Genomic DNA, 19,887 nt, shown 5'->3' with positions numbered 1-19,887 from the left:
GTGCGCTAAGGGCTGGAGAATTTTAGGCGGGAGTATCCGGGGCGGTGTGCATTGTGCCTAGCGCTGATCGATTTTTTTGGCGCAAATGCACTAGGGGGAAAGTTGGAAAATTCATTATAATGAAGCACAGGGCAGGTGATGTTATGCTGCGGCTTAAGGCAGCCGCCGTTTCCTCCGCGCTGGCGCTGCCGCCGGCGCGGGCGGCCGGGCAGGTACAATCAGTCCACAGGGACTATGTAAATATCTTTGCGGCTGGCGCCCTGCTAACCCTGGTTCGGTCCGGACGGGAGCACATTCCCTTCGGCCTGGAGGTAGACCTTGCCGGCAGCTGGCTTGGCGCCGGCCTGGACCGGCAGCAAGAGGTGCTGTTCCAGGCCGATGCGGTTATAATCGGTAAGACTCTGACAATAGAGGGCCTGGGGGACTGCCCGCGTTTTTCCTGCCGGTATGCTTATCAGCCTGCGGCTGCTGACGGGGATTTTGCGCTGCGCCTGCGGTTGCTGCAGCAGTTGCATAGGGACGACGGCAGGCCGGGCGGCATGCTGGCATATCTTGATGCGTATGCTGCCGGAATGCCGGGCCCGGCCGGGGAAATATCCGGCTGGGGCGGAAAAAAAGTACCCCGGCTCATTGGCCGGCTGATTGCCGGCAGCCTGGAAAACAGGGAGCAGGCACTGGCTGAAGGGATTTGTGGCCTGCTCGGGCTGGGTCCTGGTTCAACCCCCTCGGGCGATGATTTTCTGCTCGGGTTTCTCGGCGGTCTTGTCCATACCCCGCCGCCGCGCTGCCGGCCGGCCGCGGCGGCAATGGCGCGGCTGCTGAGGCGGAACGCTCCCCGGTTGACCACCCTGCTGTCGGCTGAGTATCTGCGATACGGTGTCCAGGGCTGGTATCATCAGCGCTTTGGCGAAATGCTGCAGGCCTTTACGGCCGGAACTAAGCAGGAAATGCTGGCTAAAGCCCGCAACCTCATGCAGTTAGGGCACTTTTCCGGTGCCGACTTATTAATAGGTTTTGTATATGGTGGTTTTACCGCACTGGCTGCAGGTATAACCGGTGATGAGAAAGGGGTCAGCAAATGAAAATCCATAACATAGTACGCAAGAACAACTATTATGATTCAGTTACCCTCATGCTTATTTCCAAACAGCTAAAACAGGTGGAAGGATTGGATGATGTTTCGGTTATGATGGGAACACCGGCCAACCGGGTTATTTTGCAGGAAGCTGATTTGCTGGGACCTGAGGGCGAGAACGCCGGCCCCAATGATTTGATTCTGGCCTTCCGGGCCCCGGCCACTGTGGATGTGCAGTGGGTATTAACCAAAATCGATGAACAGCTGGGGAAAAAAGCGGCTGACAGCCAAACGGCGGAGCAGCCGGTTATCCGGGCGGCAGCCCAGGCTTATCAGGCTGACCCGGACACCAACCTGGCCTTTATCTCTGTTCCGGGTGAATATGCGGCGATCGAAGCGGAGCGGGCCCTGAAGCAGGGCAAAAACGTATTTTTATTCAGCGACAATGTTGCCGTTGAAGAAGAAGCCTACCTGAAAACAATGGCCGCCGAAAAAGGCTTGCTGGTTATGGGGCCTGACTGCGGCACCGCCATTATTAACGGGAAAGGGATCGGCTTTGCCAATAAAGTCAGAGCCGGTGATATTGGCCTGATTTCCGCCGCCGGCACCGGCTTGCAGGAGGTAATCTGTCTACTGGACGCGCTGGAACTGGGCGTTAGCCAGGCGATTGGCACCGGCGGCCGGGATTTAAAGGCCGCCATCGGGGCGGCGACGATGCTGCAGGCGCTTGCCTTGTTGAACAATGACAGCAACACCCGCCTCCTTGTGCTGATCTCCAAGCCGCCGGCAGCGCCGGTTGTGGAAAAGATTCTGACAAAGCTGGCCGGCATTAGTAAACCGGTGGTTCTCTGCTTTCTCGGCAGTGCTGTCAAGCTGGCAGCAGCGAATATAACGGTTGCCGCCACCCTGGAAGAAGCCGCTGTACAAGCGGCGCTGTTAAGCGGTAAGCAGCCGGTGCTGTCTACGCCGGCCGCGACCCTGGCGAATTGGGCGGAAACGGCGGCAGCCAGGCTGGCTCCCGGCCAGCGCTATGTCCGGGCCCTGTACGCCGGCGGGACCCTGTGTTACGAAGCCATGCTGATATTAGGTGCAAGCCTTGGCCCTATTTACTCTAATATTCCCTTGGCACCGCCGCTGCTGACCCGGGAGATTGCGGTGGCAGGCCAGCATACGGCGATCGACCTGGGCGACGACCACTTTACCAGGGGCAGGCCCCATCCGATGATTGACGGCTCACTGCGCGACGAATATATTATGCAGGCTGCCGGCGACCGGCAGACGGCCGTATTATTGCTGGATATTGTCATTGGCTATGGGGCCGGGGAAGATCCGGCCGGGGCTTTAGTGCCTGTTATTGCCGGCGCCAGGCAAGCGGCGGCGGCCGTCGGCAATACCCTGACGGTTGTGGCCTATGTCTGCGGGACCAGCCAGGATGAGCAAAACAAAGCGGCACAAGCCGAGAAACTCCGGCAAGCCGGGGTGCTGGTGGCCCGGACCAATGCCGAGGCGGCCAGACTGGCCGGAATGATAGCTGGTACAGAAAGGAATGGCGGAGATGGCAAATAATTTGTTCAATCAACAACTGAAGGTTGTCAATGTTGGCTTGGAGCTGTTCGCGCAGACGCTGGCCAGGCAGGAGGTGCCGGCAATACATGTCTCCTGGCGGCCGCCGGCCGGTGGCAACAAGATGGTGGCCAAGCTACTGGACAGGTATGAAGAGCGTATTAACGGCGCCAATGACAAAGTTATCCGGATATACAACGCTGCGCAGCCGGTACTGACCGGTGTTAAACCGGCCCATACGGTGCTGCCGGGCCTGACCAGGGCAACGATTTTACATGCCGGGCCGCCTATCCGGTGGGACGACATGTGCGGGCCGCTGCAGGGGGCTATTTTAGGGGCCGTGCGGTTTGAGGGGCTGGCTGAAGACGACGAAACCGCGGTACAGAGGATTAAAGGCGGTCAGATAAAGCTGGCCCCCAACCATCATTACGGCTCGGTCGGGCCGATGACAGGCATGATAACCTACCATATGCCGGTGTTCACAGTGCAAAACGAGACTTTCGGAAACATGGCCTATTGCTCGATCAACGAAGGGCTTGGTAAGGTAATGCGGTTTGGGGCCAATGACCGGGAGGTGATTGAGCGGCTGATCTGGTTCAGGGACAGCCTGGGGCCGGCCCTTGATCAGGCCATCGCCTTAAGCGGCGGCATCAACCTGAAGGTTATTATGGCTCAGGCGGTAGCGATGGGGGATGAGATGCACCAGCGCAACATGGCAGCCTCCTCCCTGTTTGCCAGGAAAATTTGCCCTCAGCTTGCCCGGCTTGCCCTGGATAATGCCGAGAAAGCCAAGGTTATCCGGTTTATCTGCGACAATGATCAATTTTTCCTTAATCTGGCTATGGCGGCTGCTAAAGCCACCACTGATCCGGCTAAAGGCGTGCAGGACAGTTCCCTGGTTACCGTCATGTGCCGCAACGGCACAGAATTTGGCGTCAAGGTCGCAGCCACCGGCGAAGAATGGTTCACAGCCCCGGCTAATATGCCGGAAGGCCTGTATTTTCCCGGCTACGGCCCGCAGGATGCCAACCCGGACATGGGCGACAGCGCCATCATTGAAGTCATCGGGCTGGGCGGTGTTGCCATGGCGGCCTCGCCGGCGGTAGTCCGGTTTGTGGGCGCCGGTTCGCAGGCCGATGCCGTGCGCTATACCAGGGAAATGGGGGAAATTTGCTATGCGAAGAGTACCCAGTTCCTGCTGGCGACCATGAATTTTGAGGGTGTGCCGCTGGGGATTGATATCCGCAAGGTGGTTGAAAGCGGGATTGTGCCGGTTATTAACACCGGCATGGCCCACCGGCAGCCCGGAATTGGCCAGATTGGAGCCGGTGTGGTCAAAGCGCCTTATGGCTGCTTTGAACGAGCTTTGGCGGCCTTTGCCGAAACTTTAGCAGAGTAGGTGATGGATTATGTCCGTTAGTTTAGTGCCGTGGCTGGCGGCGCTGGTGCCGATTCTGGTGCTGCTGGCGCTCTTGCTGCGCTGTAAATGGGGCGGCGATGAGGCGGCGTCAGCCGGACTGCTGTTTTCGATACTGATTGCCTATCTGGTTTTTGGCGGCGGGACCGATATGATTGCCCTGGCAGTTGCCAAGGGGATGTGGTCTTCCCTGTCTATCATCCTTGTGGTCTTGCCGGCGTTACTTATCTATGAACTGTCGCGGGAGGCCGGCGCATTTGCCGTCATCCGCGCCGCCATGCAGCGCTTTACCCCGGATAAGGTGCTGCAGGTGCTTGCTGTCGGCTGGATTTTTGTCGGTTTTCTGCAGGGGATTACCGGTTTTGGCGTACCGGTGGTGGTAGGCGCGCCGCTGCTCATCAGTATGGGGGTCCGGCCGCTGACTGCCGTGTTGATTACCATGCTCGGACAGGCCTGGGGCAATACCTTCGGGACCCTGGGGATCGCCTGGGACGGCTTGCTCAGCCAGGTGGATGTAAGCGACCCGCTGACCCTGCAGCGAACGGTGCTGTGGTCTACAGGCCTGCTGGGGGTTGTAAACCTTATTGCCGGGCTGCTGATTGCCCTGCTGGCCGGTGGTTGCAAGGGGCTGCAGCGCAATGCGCTGACTGTAGTGCTGCTGGGACTGCTGCAGGGGGCCGGCCAGATGGGACTGGCCCTGCTGAATCCGATGCTGTGCAACTTTGTGGTCGTAACCTTATCGTTAGGCCTAATTTTTGTTATCGGCAGGCTTACCTATTACCGTCAGCCGGCAGAACTGCACGACCCGGCGGACGAACAGCCTGACGACGGGCTGCCCGGCACGGCAATGCGTATTCAGCAGGCCTTTCTGCCGTATGTGCTGTTGATTATCCTTGCTGTCACCGTGCTGCTCAATGGCAGCCTTAAGGCCTATTTCGGGCAATGGCAGTTTGCCCTGGCATTTGCCGGCAAAACAACCCTGCTGGGGTTTGCCACCCATAGCTACCCGGCTTATGCGCCACTGGCGCCGCTCATTCATTCCGGCGCCTTTCTGCTGGTGGCGGCAGTCTGCGGCTATGGCTGCTATGCACACTGGGGCTATATACAGGCCGGCGGGCTGCAGCGCATTATGAAAAACGCGCTGAGCAAAACCATTCCTTCTGCGATTGCGGTGATTGGCCTGATTTCGATGTCCAAAGTAATGGATGAGACCGGCCAGACAGCCGTGCTGGCCCAGGGCGTTGCTGCTGTGGCCGGCGGGATTTATCCCATTCTCGCCCCGTTTATCGGCCTGCTGGGCACATTTATGACCAGCAGCAATCTGTCTTCCAATATACTATTCGGCAGCTTTCAGCAGCAGATTGCCCTGCTGCTGCAGATCGACAAGGCGCCGCTGCTGGCGGCTCAGACCGCGGGCGGTGCCGTGGGCAGCATTATTGCCCCCAGCAAAATCCTGTTGGGGACAACCGCAGCCGGGATTCTCGGCCGGGAAGGCGAGGTTATCGGCCGGGTTCTGGCCGGGGCCCTGCTGCTGTGCGCGGTCTTTGGCGTGGTTATTTTCACAGCGTATCAACTGGGGTGGTGAGAAGAATGCAGCAACTGGCAATATTTTTGCCGGTATTGATTATCCTGGCTTTTCCGTTACTGTACTTTGGCGGCCAGCTCGGCAACAGCGCTTGCGCAGCCGCAGGGATACTGATGCTGTTCCTGGGGATGGCGGGGCCGCTTATAAAACGGGGGAAAGCACGATAAGAGGCAAGGAGGGCGTGTATGCAACAGGGCCTTTGTGTGGTAGCTATCGGCGGCAACGCCATATTAAGTGAAAATAATCAGGGAACGATTGATGAGCAGCTTGCCAATATCCGGGTTGTCTGCAGTAAAATAGCCGGCTTGGTCCGGCAGGGGTATCAGGTTGTTGTCACCCACGGCAACGGGCCGCAGGTGGGGCAGACCTTACTGCGGCATAAACTGTCGGCCGCCATTGTCGCCGAGGGGACGCTGGATGCCTGTGGCGCCGAAACACAGGGGCTGCTAGGCTATTTGATCCAGCAGGTATTGCGCAATGAACTGGATAAGGCCGGCTTGGCGGCAGAGGTGGCTGCTGTTGTCACCCAGGTGCTTGTTGATAAAGAAGACCAAGCCTTCCGGCAGCCGACCAAGCCGATTGGTCCCTTCTATGCGGCCGGGGAGGCTGAGGAAATTTCCCGGAAATACGGCCGGACAATGATTGAGGACAGCGGGCGAGGGTATCGCATGGTGGTACCCTCGCCCCGGCCGGTGGATATTGTGGAAAAAAATACGATTCTATCCCTGCTGCGGGCCGGTCAGGTGGTGATCGCCGCCGGTGGCGGCGGCATACCTGTTGTCAGAGCCGATACCGGCCTGGCAGGTGTCGCGGCCGTGGTCGACAAAGATGCGGCCTCCTCGCTCCTGGCCAGGATGGTGGGAGCCGACTATCTTCTGCTGCTGACCGGCGTGGAAAAGGTATGCATAAACTATCGGCAGCCGGATGAACGGCAGCTGGACTATTTGCCGGTATGGCAAGCCGAGGCGTATTTAGCTGCCGGCCAGTTTCCCGAAGGCAGCATGGCTCCTAAAATCAGGGCTGCCGTCGAATTCGTCAGACAGGGCGGTAAGCGGGCCGTTATCACTACCTTACATAACATTTGTGCCGCTATCCAGGGGGCAACCGGGACGGTTATTGGCCTGGGCGGCCGGCCGGAGGGACAGAGCCTGATTGCAGAACAGAAAACCGGCAGCAGGGCCAGGGGGCAATAATATAATTGTTCCGGGCAGGCACAAGACAAAAGGGTGGCGCATTCGCCGTGAGAACAAGCAGCAGGATGGGGCTGAACAGCCACGTCCTGCTGCTGCCTGCTTTTTTTTGCCTTTTTGCTGGTCTGCTGTTTATTGACTGGGCCGGCGGCCTGTGGTAAGTTGAAATTAATTATGGTAATGAGAACAGCTTGTCCAGGAGCTCTGCCAGCTGTAATAGCAAGAAAAAGGAGACCTGATCTAATGTATAAAGACTTAAACACTTCTGTACGCACGCTGATGACCCCGGGGCCGGTGGAGGCTGAACCCCGGGTGTTGCGAGCCATGGGTACCCCGGTTCTGGGACAGTTTGATCCCGAATTTACCGGGATTATGAATGAAACGATGGCTATGCTCAGAGCTGTTTTTCAGACAGAAAATCAATGGGCTTTTCCCGTTGACGGTACTTCCCGGGCCGGGATTGAGGCGGTTCTCGGCAGTATTATTGAACCCGGGGACCGGGTGCTGGTTCCGGTTTATGGCCGTTTTGGCCAGCTGCTTACGGAAATTGCCGAGCGTTACGGGGCGGAGGTTGCAACAATTGAGAGCGAGTGGGGCCAGGTATTTGCGCCTCAGGTGGTTATCCGGGCTATGCAACAGCTTAACCCGAAAATCGTGGCCATGGTTCACGGCGAAACTTCAACCGGTTGCATGCAGCCGCTCCAGGCTATTGGTGAAGCCTGCCGGGCTTTGGATATTCTGTTTGTCGTCGATGCGGTGGCTACGCTCGGCGGGACCGCTGTTAAGGTGGACGAATGGAACATTGATGCCGCCATCGGCGGCACCCAAAAATGCTTATCTGTTCCCGCCGGGATGGCACCGGTTACCTTTAATTCCCGGATCGAGGCCCTGCTGCTGGCGCGGAAAAAGATTGAGCGGGGATTAGTGGAGCCTGACGAATACAAAACCAATCAGCAGCGGATGATCCGCAGCAACTATTTTGACCTTAGCCAGTTGATGGATTACTGGAGTCCGGCCCGCCTGAATCACCATACGGAGGCAACCACCATGCTGTATGCTCTGCGGGAAGGGCTGCGAATTATACTGGAAGAGGGGCTTGAGACGAGATTTGCCAGGCATGCCTGGCATGAAAAAGCGCTTATGCAGGGTATTCAGGCCATGGGGCTGAAGCTGTACGGCAATCCGGTGTGCAAGCTGCCGGTGGTAACTGCTGTTTCGATTCCGGCCGGGATTGACGGCGAAGCCGTCCGCCGCATGCTGCTGGAGGATTTTCACATTGAAATAGCCAGCTCCTTCGGCCCGCTTACAGGGAAAATCTGGCGGATTGGGACAATGGGCTACAGCTGCCGACAGAAAAATATCCTCCATGTCTTAGGGGCGTTAGAGGCCGTTCTGCTATGGCATGGAGCGGCTATCCCCGCCGGCCGGGCGGTACAGGCGGCTTTAGCCGTATACCGGGCGCAGCCGTCAGCCGTATAGACATGGTGGGGGATTGATGACCGCAGGCCTGAAAAATTTTGGGCCTGCGGTTATTCTTGTGCGCACAATGGATCAATTTATCAGCAGGCGGCAAGGAAGGCGCGTTATATATTGACCTGGTAAAAAAAACTTGATATTATTAATAATAATATCAATAATAAAGGAGGCTATTTGCTTGTCGGCCAAAAGAAATGATTATTTAAGTTACATGCGCTTGGTTTTGGGCTTATACATATTAAAAATATTGCAGCAGGGTCCTGCCCATGGCAATAAACTGGCAGAAGAAATCAAGCAGCGCACGCAAACCGCTTATACGCCCAATACCAATGCCTTGTATCCCTTATTGCGGATTATGGAGGAAAAAGGATATATTACCGGCGAATGGAACAGCCCGGTTACGCGGGGCAAACGCATTTATACCATAACTGAAACCGGTGCCGCCCGCATCCCGGCGCTGGCCGTCATGCTCGAAGAACGGCTGCAGGAACTGGAGCGGAAGGTTGCGATTCTGCGCGCCGATCTACTGTCACAGTAGCAGGAGCGGAACAAGCTGCCCCAGCTATCGTACATGCAGGGAAAGAATCAGAAAAGGTGAGGGAAAAATCTGTGAGTACAGGGACTGCAAAACTAAGTAACCGACACCTGCTGATCATTAGTGGTCTGCTGGCAGCGGTCCTGCTGGCCGGCGGCCTATGGTGGTGGCTGTACAGCAGCCGGGTTGTAGCTACAGACGATGCCCGGGTAAAAGGAACAATTATTGCCGTAAGCGCCAAAATCAACGGCAGGATCGACAAAGTCCTGGTTAAAGAAGGTGATAATGTCCAAGCCGGTCAGATCATGGCCGTGCTTGAGCAGCAGGAGTTTGCCGCCCAGGTGGAGCAGGCGAAGGCCAATCTCGCCGTGGCACAGGCGAAGCTGGCGGCGGTGCTGGCCGGCAACAGACCGCAGGAGATAGCCCAGGCCAATGCCGCTGCCCTGCAGGCCAAAGCCAATCTGGAAAATGCCCGGAGAAACAGTGAGCGGGATCAAATCCTGTATCAGCAGGGCGCCATTGCCGTGCAGCAGCGCGATGCCAGCCGGACGGCCCTGGCGATCGCCCAGGCCCAGTACAGTGCTGCCACGGAGCAGTATAGCCTGAGTGTCGAAGGCTCCCGGCAGGAGGATATCATGATTGCCCGGGCGCAGGTGCAGCAGGCCCTGGCCGTATTGAAAAATGCCGAAATCCAATTGGCCGATACAACCATTAAAGCGCCGGCCGCCGGTGTAATTGCCCTGAAATCAGCCGAGGACGGGGAAATCATTTCTTTTGGCCAGCAGCTATTTAGTATAAGCAACCTGGCCGATGTCTGGATTGGCGCCAATATTGAGGAGACCTACATCGGGCGGGTAAAAGTGGGCCAGCCGGTTGAGTTTACAATTGATGCCTACCCTAATAAAAAATTTATCGGCACGGTCATTGAGGTGGGGCCGGCGTCGGGGTCGCAGTTTGCCTTGCTGCCAACCGAAAACACCGCAGCCAACTTTACCAAAGTGACCCAGCGGCTGCCGATCAAGATCCAGGCGGAGGCGTCCGAATATGTACTTAAGCCGGGCATGTCGGCTGTGATCAGGATTATTACCGGCTGACAGCGGGATTGAAGGGTTATTATGATAAAAAAATACGTTATCTTATGTGCTGTTTGTCTCGGCACCGTTTTGAGCGCCTATGTCAGCAGCTGTGTTAATATTGCTCTCCCGAACATAATGGCCGCCTTAAATTTCAATATGGACTCGATTGTATGGGTATCGCTGGGGTATATGCTGCCCTACGGTTCGACCCTGCCGCTGACCGGCAAGCTGGGCGACCAGTTTGGCGCCAAGACGGTGTACATATTGGGGTTAATCCTGTTTACCGCGGCGTCCTTGCTTTGCGGTCTGGCGGCAAATTCGTCCAGCATGATTTTTTTCCGGGTTGTTCAGGGTATCGGGGCCGGCATGTTATTGCCCAATGCCATGACGATTGTGGCCGAAACCTTTGCTGCCCATGAGCGTGGTCAGGCATTAGGCCTGTGGAGTGCGATGGCTGCTGCCGGCAGTGCGCTGGGGCCGACAGTCGGCGGCTATTTAATCGAGCTGTTTGACTGGCGCTGGGTTTTCTTTTCGGTGGGGCCTGTTTGTGTACTTAGTGTTATCATCGCCTGGGCCGTAATACCGAAATCCAGCCGCAACACCGGGGTTACGGTTGATTACCTGGGAGCTGCTTTGCTGATCAGCAGCATCAGCGCCCTGCTGGTGGCCCTGAATCAGGGCCAGAAAGAAGGCTGGGATTCGCTGTATATTTTATTATTATTCTATATGGCGTTCGCGGCGTTTGTCTTGTTCCTGGCCGTGGAATGCAAGGTGGAAAACCCGATGCTTGATATGCGGTTATTTGGCAATGCCACTTTTACGGTGGCCAACCTGGTCGGGTTTATATCCTTTGTTGCCTTTTTCGGGGGGAACTTTTTATTGCCGTTTTTTCTGAAATCCATCCTCGGCTATAGTTCGACTACCGCCGGTTTGATGTTACTGCCGCTTACTGCGGCCATGGTTGTGTTTTCGCCGCTGGGCGGACGGCTGGCCGATCGTTTCGGCTCCCGTCTGCCGGCCTTTACCGGCATTATGATGATTGCCGCTGCGCTTTACTCCCTGGATACTATCAGCGCGGACTATTCGCGGCGCGACTTCTTTTTCCGTTTGGCCCTGTTTGGGATGGGGCTCGGCCTGACCATGTCACCGCTGACCAATTGTGCCGTGTCGTCGCTGCCACGGGATAAAATCGGTGTCGGCTCCGGCATTTTTAACCTGTCGAAAATCATTGGCGGCAGTATGGGCGTAGTTTTTGCCGAAACCCTATTGACGCGAAGAGAAATATATCATACTGTGGTATTAAAGGAATACTTACATCCTGCTGCCCATTCGGGGAATGAAATATTCCGCCTGCTTCAGGCCCTGTGGGGCAAACAGGGGATGGACAACTCCATGCTGCTGACAGCCGCCCAGGGCTGGCTGACCGGCCAGGGCTTCCTGCCGCAGCAGTATGTCATGTTCAAAGCGATATTATATGAGATGATTGCCCGTCAGGCGACAATATTGTCATTTCAGGATGTGTTTTATACCGTTGCCATCGTGTGCTTTGGCGGCGGCTTGCTGGCACTGCTGATTCGCCGGCAACAGGCAGACGCAAGCCCCGGGCCGCCGGAGCGTCATTAAGCAAAAGGGGGAAGGGAAATGCTCGCTTTTAGCAATATTCTGGTTCCTGTAGATGGGTCGGAGAATTCCCGGCGGGCTTTGGCCTATGCCGGCTATCTGGCCGGATTGTGCCAGGCCTCTGTCGGCATCCTGCATGTGGTGAATCTGGCGGCGGTCATCTCCTCGGTCGGCCAAAGCAATATGGGCGTATATATCCCGGACCGCGTTTTTGAGAACCTCCAGGAAGCCGGCCAGTTGATGATCGACGAGGCTTTGCAGCAATTGCCGCCTGCCGTCCGGGCCCAGGGCTTTATGAAAATCGGTTCGCCGCCGGAAGTCATTGTAAGCTTCTGCGCTGCCAATGGCTATGATTTAATCGTTATGGGCCGCCGCGGCCTGGGCACAATTAAAGAACTGGTACTCGGCAGTGTCAGCAGTTATGTTCTCCATCGCGCTGCCTGCCCTGTTATGGTTGCGAAATAGCAGGCGAAGAGGCTGTATGTGATAGCAGAAAACTGCTGGCAAAGATGCGGGTTAAGGTATAGGGGACCTATACCTTTTTTCTACTAATGTATAGGAATAAATATACTGATCTAATTAGTTCGCAGATAGTTTCCGCTGTCAGAAAAAATGTAAAATAAAAATATTATCTAAATTTTCTTGCGGAAAACTTGATTTTGCTATAAAATAATAATATGTTTTAAGCTTAAAACATAAAGCTGATATTTTTGAAAAATCATAAGATTGGTGAAAACAAGATGATTGAAAATGGTTTTGAGCGTCCATCACTTACTGAGATTGTTTATGAAGAAATTCGTAACAGCATCTGTCTGGGAAAATTTACTCCAGGGCACAAGTTGGTCGTTGATGAACTGATAAAGGCTTACAATATTAGCAACACGCCAATAAAGGAAGCCTTGAACAGACTGGTTGCCGAAGGTTTGGTCGAGACAGTACCTCGACGGGGCATGCAGGTAAAAAAATTTGGACCTAAAGATATTATTGAAGTAAATGATATGCGGTTCATGTATGAGTCCTTTAGTGCCCGGCTAGCCGTCAAGGTGATAGATGACCGACCTGACGTCAAAGCTAAATTATTGGCTAAAATGCAGCAAATGGAGCAACTGGCTGAGCAACATGCCTCCTATAACTATATCAGTCATCTGAAAATTGATCAGGCATTTCATCTAACCCTGATATCGTTGGCTGACAATGAAATGATGATGAAGGAATACAAAAAACTTAAAGCCATTAATATGGCCTTCAATAACTATATTTACCGTGATTTGCCATTAAAGAGAGGCGAAGCAGCACTCAGGGAGCATCGCCTGATTTATGAAGCATTGATCAGTAAAAATGAGTCCTTGCTTGTGAAAAACCTGGAACAGCATATTGAGAATGTTAAAAGCGATATGCTGGAGTTTATGACTAATCAAAACTAAACTGCCGTAGTGCAGAAGCATAGAGTGGTATTAGTGATCATTGCGCTACGCAGTTAGTAATACATAAAGAAAGGATATAAAACATGACAACACCAAAAGAAAGAGTTCTGGCAGCCTTGAATTACCGGGAGGCGGACCGGGTTCCATTGGATATTGGCGGTATAAACAATACCACCATGCATGTAACGGTCGAAAAAAGACTTAAACAGTATTTAAACATAACAGATCATGGCAGTGAAATCAAAGCCATCAATCAAAAGGTAGTAGTGCCGGATGAAGCCATTTTACAGTACTTTGGCTGTGATACAAGGTCGATATTTATTTCGGAATTGCCTTGGAAGTACGATGAGAAGACAGGCATATACACAGACCAGTGGCATATTGGCTACAAAGAGAATCCTGACGGCAATTACTATAATTTTTATAAACATCCTTTGTCAGCAGCACAAGTTATTGAAGATTTGGATAAATATCAATTTCCCGATCCCTGCAATGAGCTCGTACTGGCAGGTTTGGCGGAAAGAATCAGCACATATAAAAAGGATTATTGCCTAATTCTCGAAGGTTTGCGGGAATGCATGTTTGGATTGCCTTCCTGGCTAAGGGGCAATGCTGATTTTTATGCTGACCTGGCAACTGATGATGGTTTAGCCGAAGCTCTCCTAGACCGGATACTGGATTTCTATTTGAAGTGGACAGATTTCATATTAGAACGCATTGGCAAAGATATTGACATTGTAAAAATAGCGGACGATCTGGGCACTCAAACCAGCCTGATATTATCGCCCCGGATGTACAGAAAACTGATTAAACCACGGCAGGCTGCACTGTATAAACATATAAAAGAAAAATGCGAATGCAAAATTCTGCTTCATTCCTGCGGCGCAATCCGGGATATTATTCCTGATTTGATTGAGATTGGGGTGGATGCTATTAATCCGGTTCAGATCACGGCCAAGAACATGGACCCTGCCGAGTTGAAAAGAGAGTTTGGCGGTAAAATTACTTTTTGGGGCGGCGGCGTGGATACCCAGCATACGCTAGCCTTTGGTACACCGGACGATGTGAAAAAACAGGTGAAAAAAAATATCGACATATTTAAAGCCGGCGGCGGCTTTGTATTTGCCCAGGTTCATAATATTATGCCGGAAGTGCCGACAGAAAATATCATTGCTATGTATGAGGCATATAAGGAGTATGCAGATTATTAATAACGTATTTTAAGCTTAAAGTTTAAAGCTTTAAGTATTGAAAGTTAACTACGACAGCCTATCATATATGGCGGGAAAGGAGAATTATCTGCATGCTAATCGTTGGCGAAAGAATTAACACAAGTCGTCCAGGCATTGAACCGGCTGTACGCAACCGGGATGCTGCCTTAATTCAGTTGGAGGCCGAAAATCAGGTTAAGGCGGGCAGTCAATATGTGGATGTAAATTGCGGAACTTTATTGGAAGAAGAACCGGCCGCCCTGGTTTGGCTGGTAAAAACAGTACAGGAACAGCTAGATAGTCCGCTATGTATTGACAGTCCAAACCCGCTAGCTTTGGCTCAGGCGCTGAAAGAACACAAAGGCAAAGCGCTTATTAACTCTATCAGCGGGGAACGGGACCGTTATGAGCAGATTATGCCGCTGGTGCGGGAGCACCGGGCCGGCGTTGTGGCTCTGGCTATGGATGATACCGGCATGCCGACTACGGCTAAAGACCGGATCCAAGTGGCCGGAAAACTAATTGACAGGCTGACTAAAGACGGGATAGAACTGGATGACATTTATATTGACCCGTTGATTCAGCCAATATCGACCGATGGCGCTCAGGCCGTAGCCGTTTTTGAGACTATTGCCAGCATTATGCGCGAGTATCCCGGCATTCATACCATTTGCGGTCTCTCTAACGTGTCATTTGGCTTGCCTGGACGGGGACTGTTGAACCGGTCATTCATGATCATGTGTATCATTGCCGGCTTGGACGCCGTCATTTGCGATCCCATGAACAAAGAGATGATTAAGGCCATTTATGCCGGGGAAGCCTTAACCGGTCGGGATGAATACTGCATGGCGTATATCAAGGGATTTCGCGCCGGGCGCTTAGGATAAAGAAAAAATTGGTTTGCGCCGGGCTGCTGCAAACCCGAAGTCGATTGCATGAAGCCAGGTAAAGTATAATTTATTGTCAGGAAAAGAGGAGGAGTTAGAAGATGTCAGTCATCGAACAAATTAAAGAAGCCACAATGAATGGCTCGGCTAAAAAAGTGCAGGAACTAGTAAACAAAGCGATCGCTGCAGGCATCAGTCCCAGTGTCATTATTGGTGAAGGGTTTATTCCGGCGATGGAAGTCGTTGGCGATGACTTTAAAAAAGGGGAGATATTCGTTCCGGAAATGCTGGTAGCCGCCAAGGCCATGCAGGCCGGAGTTAAGCTTATCGAACCGCTGTTTGCCCCAGGCGAGCGCCAGTATATTGGCAAGTTTCTCATCGGTACCGTTCACGGCGACTTGCATGATATTGGCAAGAATCTGGTAGCCATGATTCTGCAGGGAGCCGGCTTTGAAGTTGTCGATATCGGCATTGATGTTCCAGCCGAGAGGTTTGTCTCCGCTATCCAAGAACACCGGCCCCAGATCGTTGGTATTTGTGCCCTGCTTACCACAACCATGCGGGAGATTGACGCTACGATACAGGCGATTAAGGCTGCCGGCATCCGGGACCAGGTTCGAATTGTTATTGGCGGTGCACCGGTAACCCAGGATTTTGCCGATGAAATTGGTGCCGATGCCTATGCAGCCGACGCCGGGGCGGCCGTAGAGATCTGCAAAGCTCAGCTTTGTTAGCCTGTAAGAGGGGTAAATAACTGAAGTGTTAGTTGTACGGTAGCCTGCAAAGGCATTTTGGGTGTGAGTATATATGGATTGTCTATCCATTTTTATTGAGCTGAATCTATGTACAGCATTATAACAGTCTGGCTTTTTAAGCGAGAATATGGAGACCTAATCGCGCGAGCGGCTCAGTGCTGTCATGCCATTGCCTTTCATTTGAATTAATAAGCATACAAATGAATGGAGTGAGCACATGAATGAAAATTCAGGCAAAAAGACTAATGTACGTTGGATAATAGCCGTGTTTATGTGGGCTGCAATGGTAATTAACTATCTTGACCGCACTGTTATGTCAGCAGCCGCACCCGCTATCATGAAAGATTTTCAATTGTCACCTACCGAAATGGGCGTTATCATGTCTGCTTTTTTCTGGAGCTATGCGGCTTTTCAGATCCCCGCCGGTTGGCTGGCTGATAAGATTGGGCAGCGAATTACTTTCGCTTGCGCCGTCATGTGGTGGTCTTTGGCTACAGCCGCTACGGCCTTGGCAAGGACTACTGGCGGGTTAATTGGCGCCCGCCTGTTCATGGGAGCGGGCGAGGCGGCTGTGTATCCCTGTAATACCGGTATTACCGCAAAGTGGTTTCCTGATCATGAACGGGGGCGGGTGTCGGCTTTTTTTGACAGCGGCACAAAATTTGGTACAGCGTTTACGATGCCCCTGGTGGCCTGGATGGTCAGTGTGTATGGCTGGGAGATTCCTTTTGTCATATGTGGTGCTATCGGTGTTTTCTGGGTTATAGCCTGGATGGCTTATTACCGGGACCCGGAACAGCATAAGTCTATTAATGCATTAGAGTTAAAATATATTCGTGATGGCCAGGCGAAAAAAGAAGGTATTGACAAAACACAACCGATGAAATGGTATGAGCTTCTAAAATATCGCAACATCATCGCTATGTGCTTGGGTTTCTTTTTATTTAATTATGCCATGTTTTTCTTTATTACCTGGTTTCCAACTTATTTAGTCAAAGAACGTGGGATTCAAATGATGAGTATGGGATACTCCGCTATGCTGCCGCCATTGGCGGGTATTATAGCTCAATGGAGTGGGGGTATTCTACTCGACTATACCTATCAAAAAACGGGCAGTCTTACTTTTTCACGCAAGCTTAACCTGGGGGTAGGTCTGCTTGCAGCTACTTCAATCGCATTTGCGGGCTTGGCGCAGTCTAATATCGTCGCGATTGCCTTATTGTGCGTATCATATGGCGGGTTGGCATTTGCAGCCTCATCCATATGGGCATTAGCAGGCGACATTGCGCCGCGGAATATGACGTCCGTTTTAACCGGAATTCAGAATTGTGCATCCAATATCGGCGGTATTCTTGGTCCCATTGTTACCGGCTATATTATTACGGTGACAGGCTCCTTCATTCCGGCACTTGCTATTTCCGGTGCGGCTTGTCTGGTAAGTGCTTTGATTTACATTTTTGGACTTGGCAAAGTAGAGCCGATACAAGGGCCGAATACTTAAACACAAAATAGGTTTGCACTGCGGCAGTACCTTCATGCGTTAAAACCAAAAAAGTTATGGTATGTTGTTTGTAACTAATTCAATGGAGAAAATAGGGGGTTATAAAATGGCGTTAGAGGCAACAGCAAAAAAAATTCCCCAGCAACGCTGGTGGCGGATTATTCCACCAGCCATGCTCGTCTACATCTTTTCCTATATGGACCGGACTAACCTGGGTTTCGCCATAGCCGGCGGCATGGACAAAGACATTGGTCTTACGGCAACGGCCGCCGGGATGGCGGCAGGCATCTTCTTTTTTGGTTATTTATTATTACAAATTCCCGGTGGTCATCTTGCCGAGCGTGCCAGTGCCAAGAAGTTCATTGCCGGCACCATTGTTTTTTGGGGTGGATTGTCTATTCTTACCGGTCTTGTGCAAAATGAATGGCAGCTCATGGTAGTGCGCTTTTTCCTTGGTGTGGCCGAAGGGGGGGTTTGGCCGGCCATGCTGGCCATTATTAGTCATTGGTTCCCTAAAGAAGAACGGGCCCGTGCCAATGCTTTCTTTATTATGAATGCTGCGATCGCACAAATTATCAGCGGGCCGCTTAACGGCTGGATGATCAGTGAATGGGGTTGGCGCGGCCTGTTCTTTCGGGAAGGGATACTATCGATTGCGCTGATTTTTGTTTGGTGGCCGCTTATCAGTGACCGGCCGGATCAGGCAAAATGGATATCCAAAGAAGAGCGTGACTATATCAATCAGAAGATTGCCGAAGAACAACAGAGCATCAAGGCAGCCGGTGATACGCCTGTTTCGTATAAACAGATACTGGTTAACCCTAATGTCTGGAAATTAACCACCATTTATTTGTGCTATAATGTCGGCATTTACGGTTATGTTATGTGGCTGCCCACGATTCTGAAGTCACTTACCAATAGTGGCATGACTGCCATTGGTTTTTTATCAGCTGTTCCCTATATTGCGACTATTATCGGGCAGTATTTGGTTGCTTCCCGGGCCGACCATACCGGCAACAGGCGGCTCTATACCGGCTTACCGGCTTTGGGCTTTGCTATTGCCCTCATCTTATCTGTTCTTACCAAAGATATGATCGGGCTCTCGTTTGCATTCCTTGTAGTCTGCGGCTTCTTTTTACAAAGTTTCAGCGGTGTATTCTGGTCCATCCCGCCGATGTTGTTTCCCAGTGAAGTGGCCGGTGGTGCTCGGGGCATCATCAACGCCATCGGTAATCTGGGCGGTTTTATGGGACCGTTCATGGTTGGCTGGATTATAACTAACATGGGGAGCATGAATACCGGTATATATGTTCTTGCCGGCTTCTTACTGACCGGTTTCCTGGTTTCCTTCACATTGCCGTCGATAACGGCTGGCATTGAGGAAACCAATAAAACGGCTGCCGGCGTTAGCAATGGCAAAGACGCATAAGCAGCTATTCAATTTCGTGAATATTTCAACTAAAGCGTCGACCGGTGGCTGGGTGAAACTGCCGGCCAATGCCTCAGGTATTTATTTTGGGAGGAGAGTTTTTTGTGATGAAGGTTGTAAAAATGAACAAACCTAATGAAATTGGCATTGCAATCATGCCTAAGGCCGCGAGGCAGAATGCTGGTGAGGTGCTTATTAAAGTTCGCTCCTTAGGGATCTGCGGCTCTGATATCGGCGCCTTTAAAGGTACCAACCCATTAGTAAGCTATCCCCGGGTTATTGGTCACGAAGTGGGCGGTGAAGTGGTCGAGATTGGGGAAAACAGCAAGGGGATTGAAGCGGGCGATAAGGTCATTGTGGAACCGTATATTCCCTGCAATCACTGCTATCCCTGCAGTTTGGGACGGATCAACTGCTGCGAAACCTTACGTGTTTTGGGTGTCCATGTTGACGGCGGCATGACCGAGTATTTTTCCCATCCCGTTGATTTAATCAGCAAAGTGCCTGATGAATTTGCCTGGAAGCATGTAGCCATGATCGAACCGCTGACCATCGCGCTGCATGCCAATCACAGGCCAGGGGTAAAGGCGGGCGAGCATGTCCTCATTATCGGTGCCGGCGCCATCGGGCTGCTGGCGGCGCAGGTGGCTGTCAGCTATGGGGCGATGCCTATCGTTATGGACCTTATTGCGGAAAGACTGCAGCTGGCGCATAGCCTGGGCGTAAAGTATACGGTAAATCCTGTGACAGAAAACGCAGTGGAGAAAATCAAGGAGATTACCAAGGGCAGAATGGCCGAAGTTGTTATTGAGGCTTCCGGTGCCAAAGCTGCTATCCAAAGTCTGTTTGATTATGTGTCATACGCCGGCAGGATTTCACTGGTTGGCTGGCCGAATGCTGAAATTCCGTTAAATACAGCCATGATAACCAAAAAAGAACTGGATATTGTAGGTTCCAGAACCAGCGCCGGGGAATTCGCCGAGGCAATCGAACTGATTCAGACTAAGAAAGTCAATGTGGAGCCATTAATCAGCAAAGTGGTTACCCTGGATGAAATTCCGGCAGCGGTTGTTGACATTGCCAAGCAGCCGGATAAGTTTATCAAAGTCGTGGCCGTTATTTAGGCTGCCATCCCTATTCTAA

18 protein-coding genes are annotated in these 19,887 nt (G+C 52.5%); all 18 read left to right on the top strand.

The annotated features are described in order from the left end of the window. Positions 1-119 precede the first annotated feature (119 nt). The 18 genes from ACZ481_RS19725 (at position 120) to ACZ481_RS19640 (ending at position 19,868) form a co-directional block, all read left to right on the top strand. Entirely contained in the window at positions 120-1,082 is a 963-nt protein-coding gene (locus tag ACZ481_RS19725) for an oxamate carbamoyltransferase subunit AllH family protein (RefSeq protein ID WP_464767045.1), read from the top strand. Then, positions 1,079-2,641, top strand: a complete 1,563-nt coding sequence (gene fdrA, locus ACZ481_RS19720) for an acyl-CoA synthetase FdrA (RefSeq protein ID WP_464767044.1) — start codon at positions 1,079-1,081, stop codon at positions 2,639-2,641. Before ACZ481_RS19725 ends, fdrA begins: the two co-directional genes overlap by 4 nt. Continuing rightward, positions 2,631-4,037, top strand: a complete 1,407-nt coding sequence (locus ACZ481_RS19715; protein WP_464767043.1) for a YlbE family protein — start codon at positions 2,631-2,633, stop codon at positions 4,035-4,037. The genes fdrA and ACZ481_RS19715 overlap by 11 nt, the downstream gene beginning before the upstream one ends. 10 nt (positions 4,038-4,047) lie before the next feature. After that, the gene (locus tag ACZ481_RS19710) at positions 4,048-5,640 is read left to right on the top strand and encodes an L-lactate permease (RefSeq protein WP_464767042.1); all 1,593 of its coding nucleotides are present in this window, start codon (positions 4,048-4,050) and stop codon (positions 5,638-5,640) included. A 5-nt stretch (positions 5,641-5,645) separates the two neighbouring features. Further along, on the top strand, positions 5,646-5,807 hold the full coding sequence (locus ACZ481_RS19705; protein ID WP_464767041.1) for a hypothetical protein: 162 nt from the start codon (positions 5,646-5,648) through the stop codon (positions 5,805-5,807). A gap of 18 nt (positions 5,808-5,825) precedes the next feature. Next, the gene (gene arcC / locus ACZ481_RS19700; RefSeq protein WP_464767040.1) at positions 5,826-6,833 is read left to right on the top strand and encodes a carbamate kinase; all 1,008 of its coding nucleotides are present in this window, start codon (positions 5,826-5,828) and stop codon (positions 6,831-6,833) included. A gap of 240 nt (positions 6,834-7,073) precedes the next feature. Next, the gene (locus tag ACZ481_RS19695) at positions 7,074-8,309 is read left to right on the top strand and encodes a pyridoxal-phosphate-dependent aminotransferase family protein (RefSeq protein WP_464767039.1); all 1,236 of its coding nucleotides are present in this window, start codon (positions 7,074-7,076) and stop codon (positions 8,307-8,309) included. 175 nt (positions 8,310-8,484) lie between these two features. Next, positions 8,485-8,844, top strand: coding sequence for a PadR family transcriptional regulator (locus ACZ481_RS19690; RefSeq protein WP_464767038.1), 360 nt, complete (start codon positions 8,485-8,487; stop codon positions 8,842-8,844). 71 nt (positions 8,845-8,915) lie between these two features. Then, positions 8,916-9,935, top strand: a complete 1,020-nt coding sequence (locus ACZ481_RS19685) for an HlyD family secretion protein (RefSeq protein ID WP_464767037.1) — start codon at positions 8,916-8,918, stop codon at positions 9,933-9,935. Positions 9,936-9,956: 21 nt separating this feature from the next. After that, positions 9,957-11,540 (top strand): DHA2 family efflux MFS transporter permease subunit, encoded by a 1,584-nt coding sequence (locus ACZ481_RS19680; RefSeq protein WP_464767036.1) that lies wholly within the window; start codon positions 9,957-9,959, stop codon positions 11,538-11,540. Positions 11,541-11,558: 18 nt separating this feature from the next. Next, positions 11,559-12,002, top strand: coding sequence for a universal stress protein (locus tag ACZ481_RS19675; RefSeq protein ID WP_464767035.1), 444 nt, complete (start codon positions 11,559-11,561; stop codon positions 12,000-12,002). 245 nt (positions 12,003-12,247) lie between these two features. Continuing rightward, on the top strand, positions 12,248-12,961 hold the full coding sequence (locus tag ACZ481_RS19670) for a GntR family transcriptional regulator (RefSeq protein ID WP_464767034.1): 714 nt from the start codon (positions 12,248-12,250) through the stop codon (positions 12,959-12,961). Between the two features lie 83 nt (positions 12,962-13,044). Then, on the top strand, positions 13,045-14,172 hold the full coding sequence (locus tag ACZ481_RS19665; RefSeq protein WP_464767033.1) for a uroporphyrinogen decarboxylase family protein: 1,128 nt from the start codon (positions 13,045-13,047) through the stop codon (positions 14,170-14,172). A gap of 92 nt (positions 14,173-14,264) precedes the next feature. Further along, entirely contained in the window at positions 14,265-15,059 is a 795-nt protein-coding gene (locus tag ACZ481_RS19660; RefSeq protein ID WP_464767032.1) for a methyltetrahydrofolate cobalamin methyltransferase, read from the top strand. A gap of 101 nt (positions 15,060-15,160) precedes the next feature. After that, on the top strand, positions 15,161-15,793 hold the full coding sequence (locus ACZ481_RS19655) for a corrinoid protein (RefSeq protein WP_464767031.1): 633 nt from the start codon (positions 15,161-15,163) through the stop codon (positions 15,791-15,793). Positions 15,794-16,031: 238 nt separating this feature from the next. Continuing rightward, complete coding sequence (locus ACZ481_RS19650; protein ID WP_464767030.1) at positions 16,032-17,315, top strand: MFS transporter; 1,284 nt, start codon at positions 16,032-16,034, stop codon at positions 17,313-17,315. Between the two features lie 106 nt (positions 17,316-17,421). Beyond that, positions 17,422-18,744: an MFS transporter gene (locus ACZ481_RS19645; protein WP_464767029.1), complete on the top strand. Its 1,323-nt coding sequence runs from the start codon at positions 17,422-17,424 to the stop codon at positions 18,742-18,744. A gap of 107 nt (positions 18,745-18,851) precedes the next feature. Next, positions 18,852-19,868, top strand: a complete 1,017-nt coding sequence (locus ACZ481_RS19640; RefSeq protein ID WP_464770662.1) for a zinc-binding alcohol dehydrogenase family protein — start codon at positions 18,852-18,854, stop codon at positions 19,866-19,868. Positions 19,869-19,887 lie beyond the last annotated feature (19 nt).

This window comes from Sporomusa intestinalis (assembly GCF_055383785.1).
This window is presented reverse-complemented; position numbering and strand designations above follow the sequence as displayed.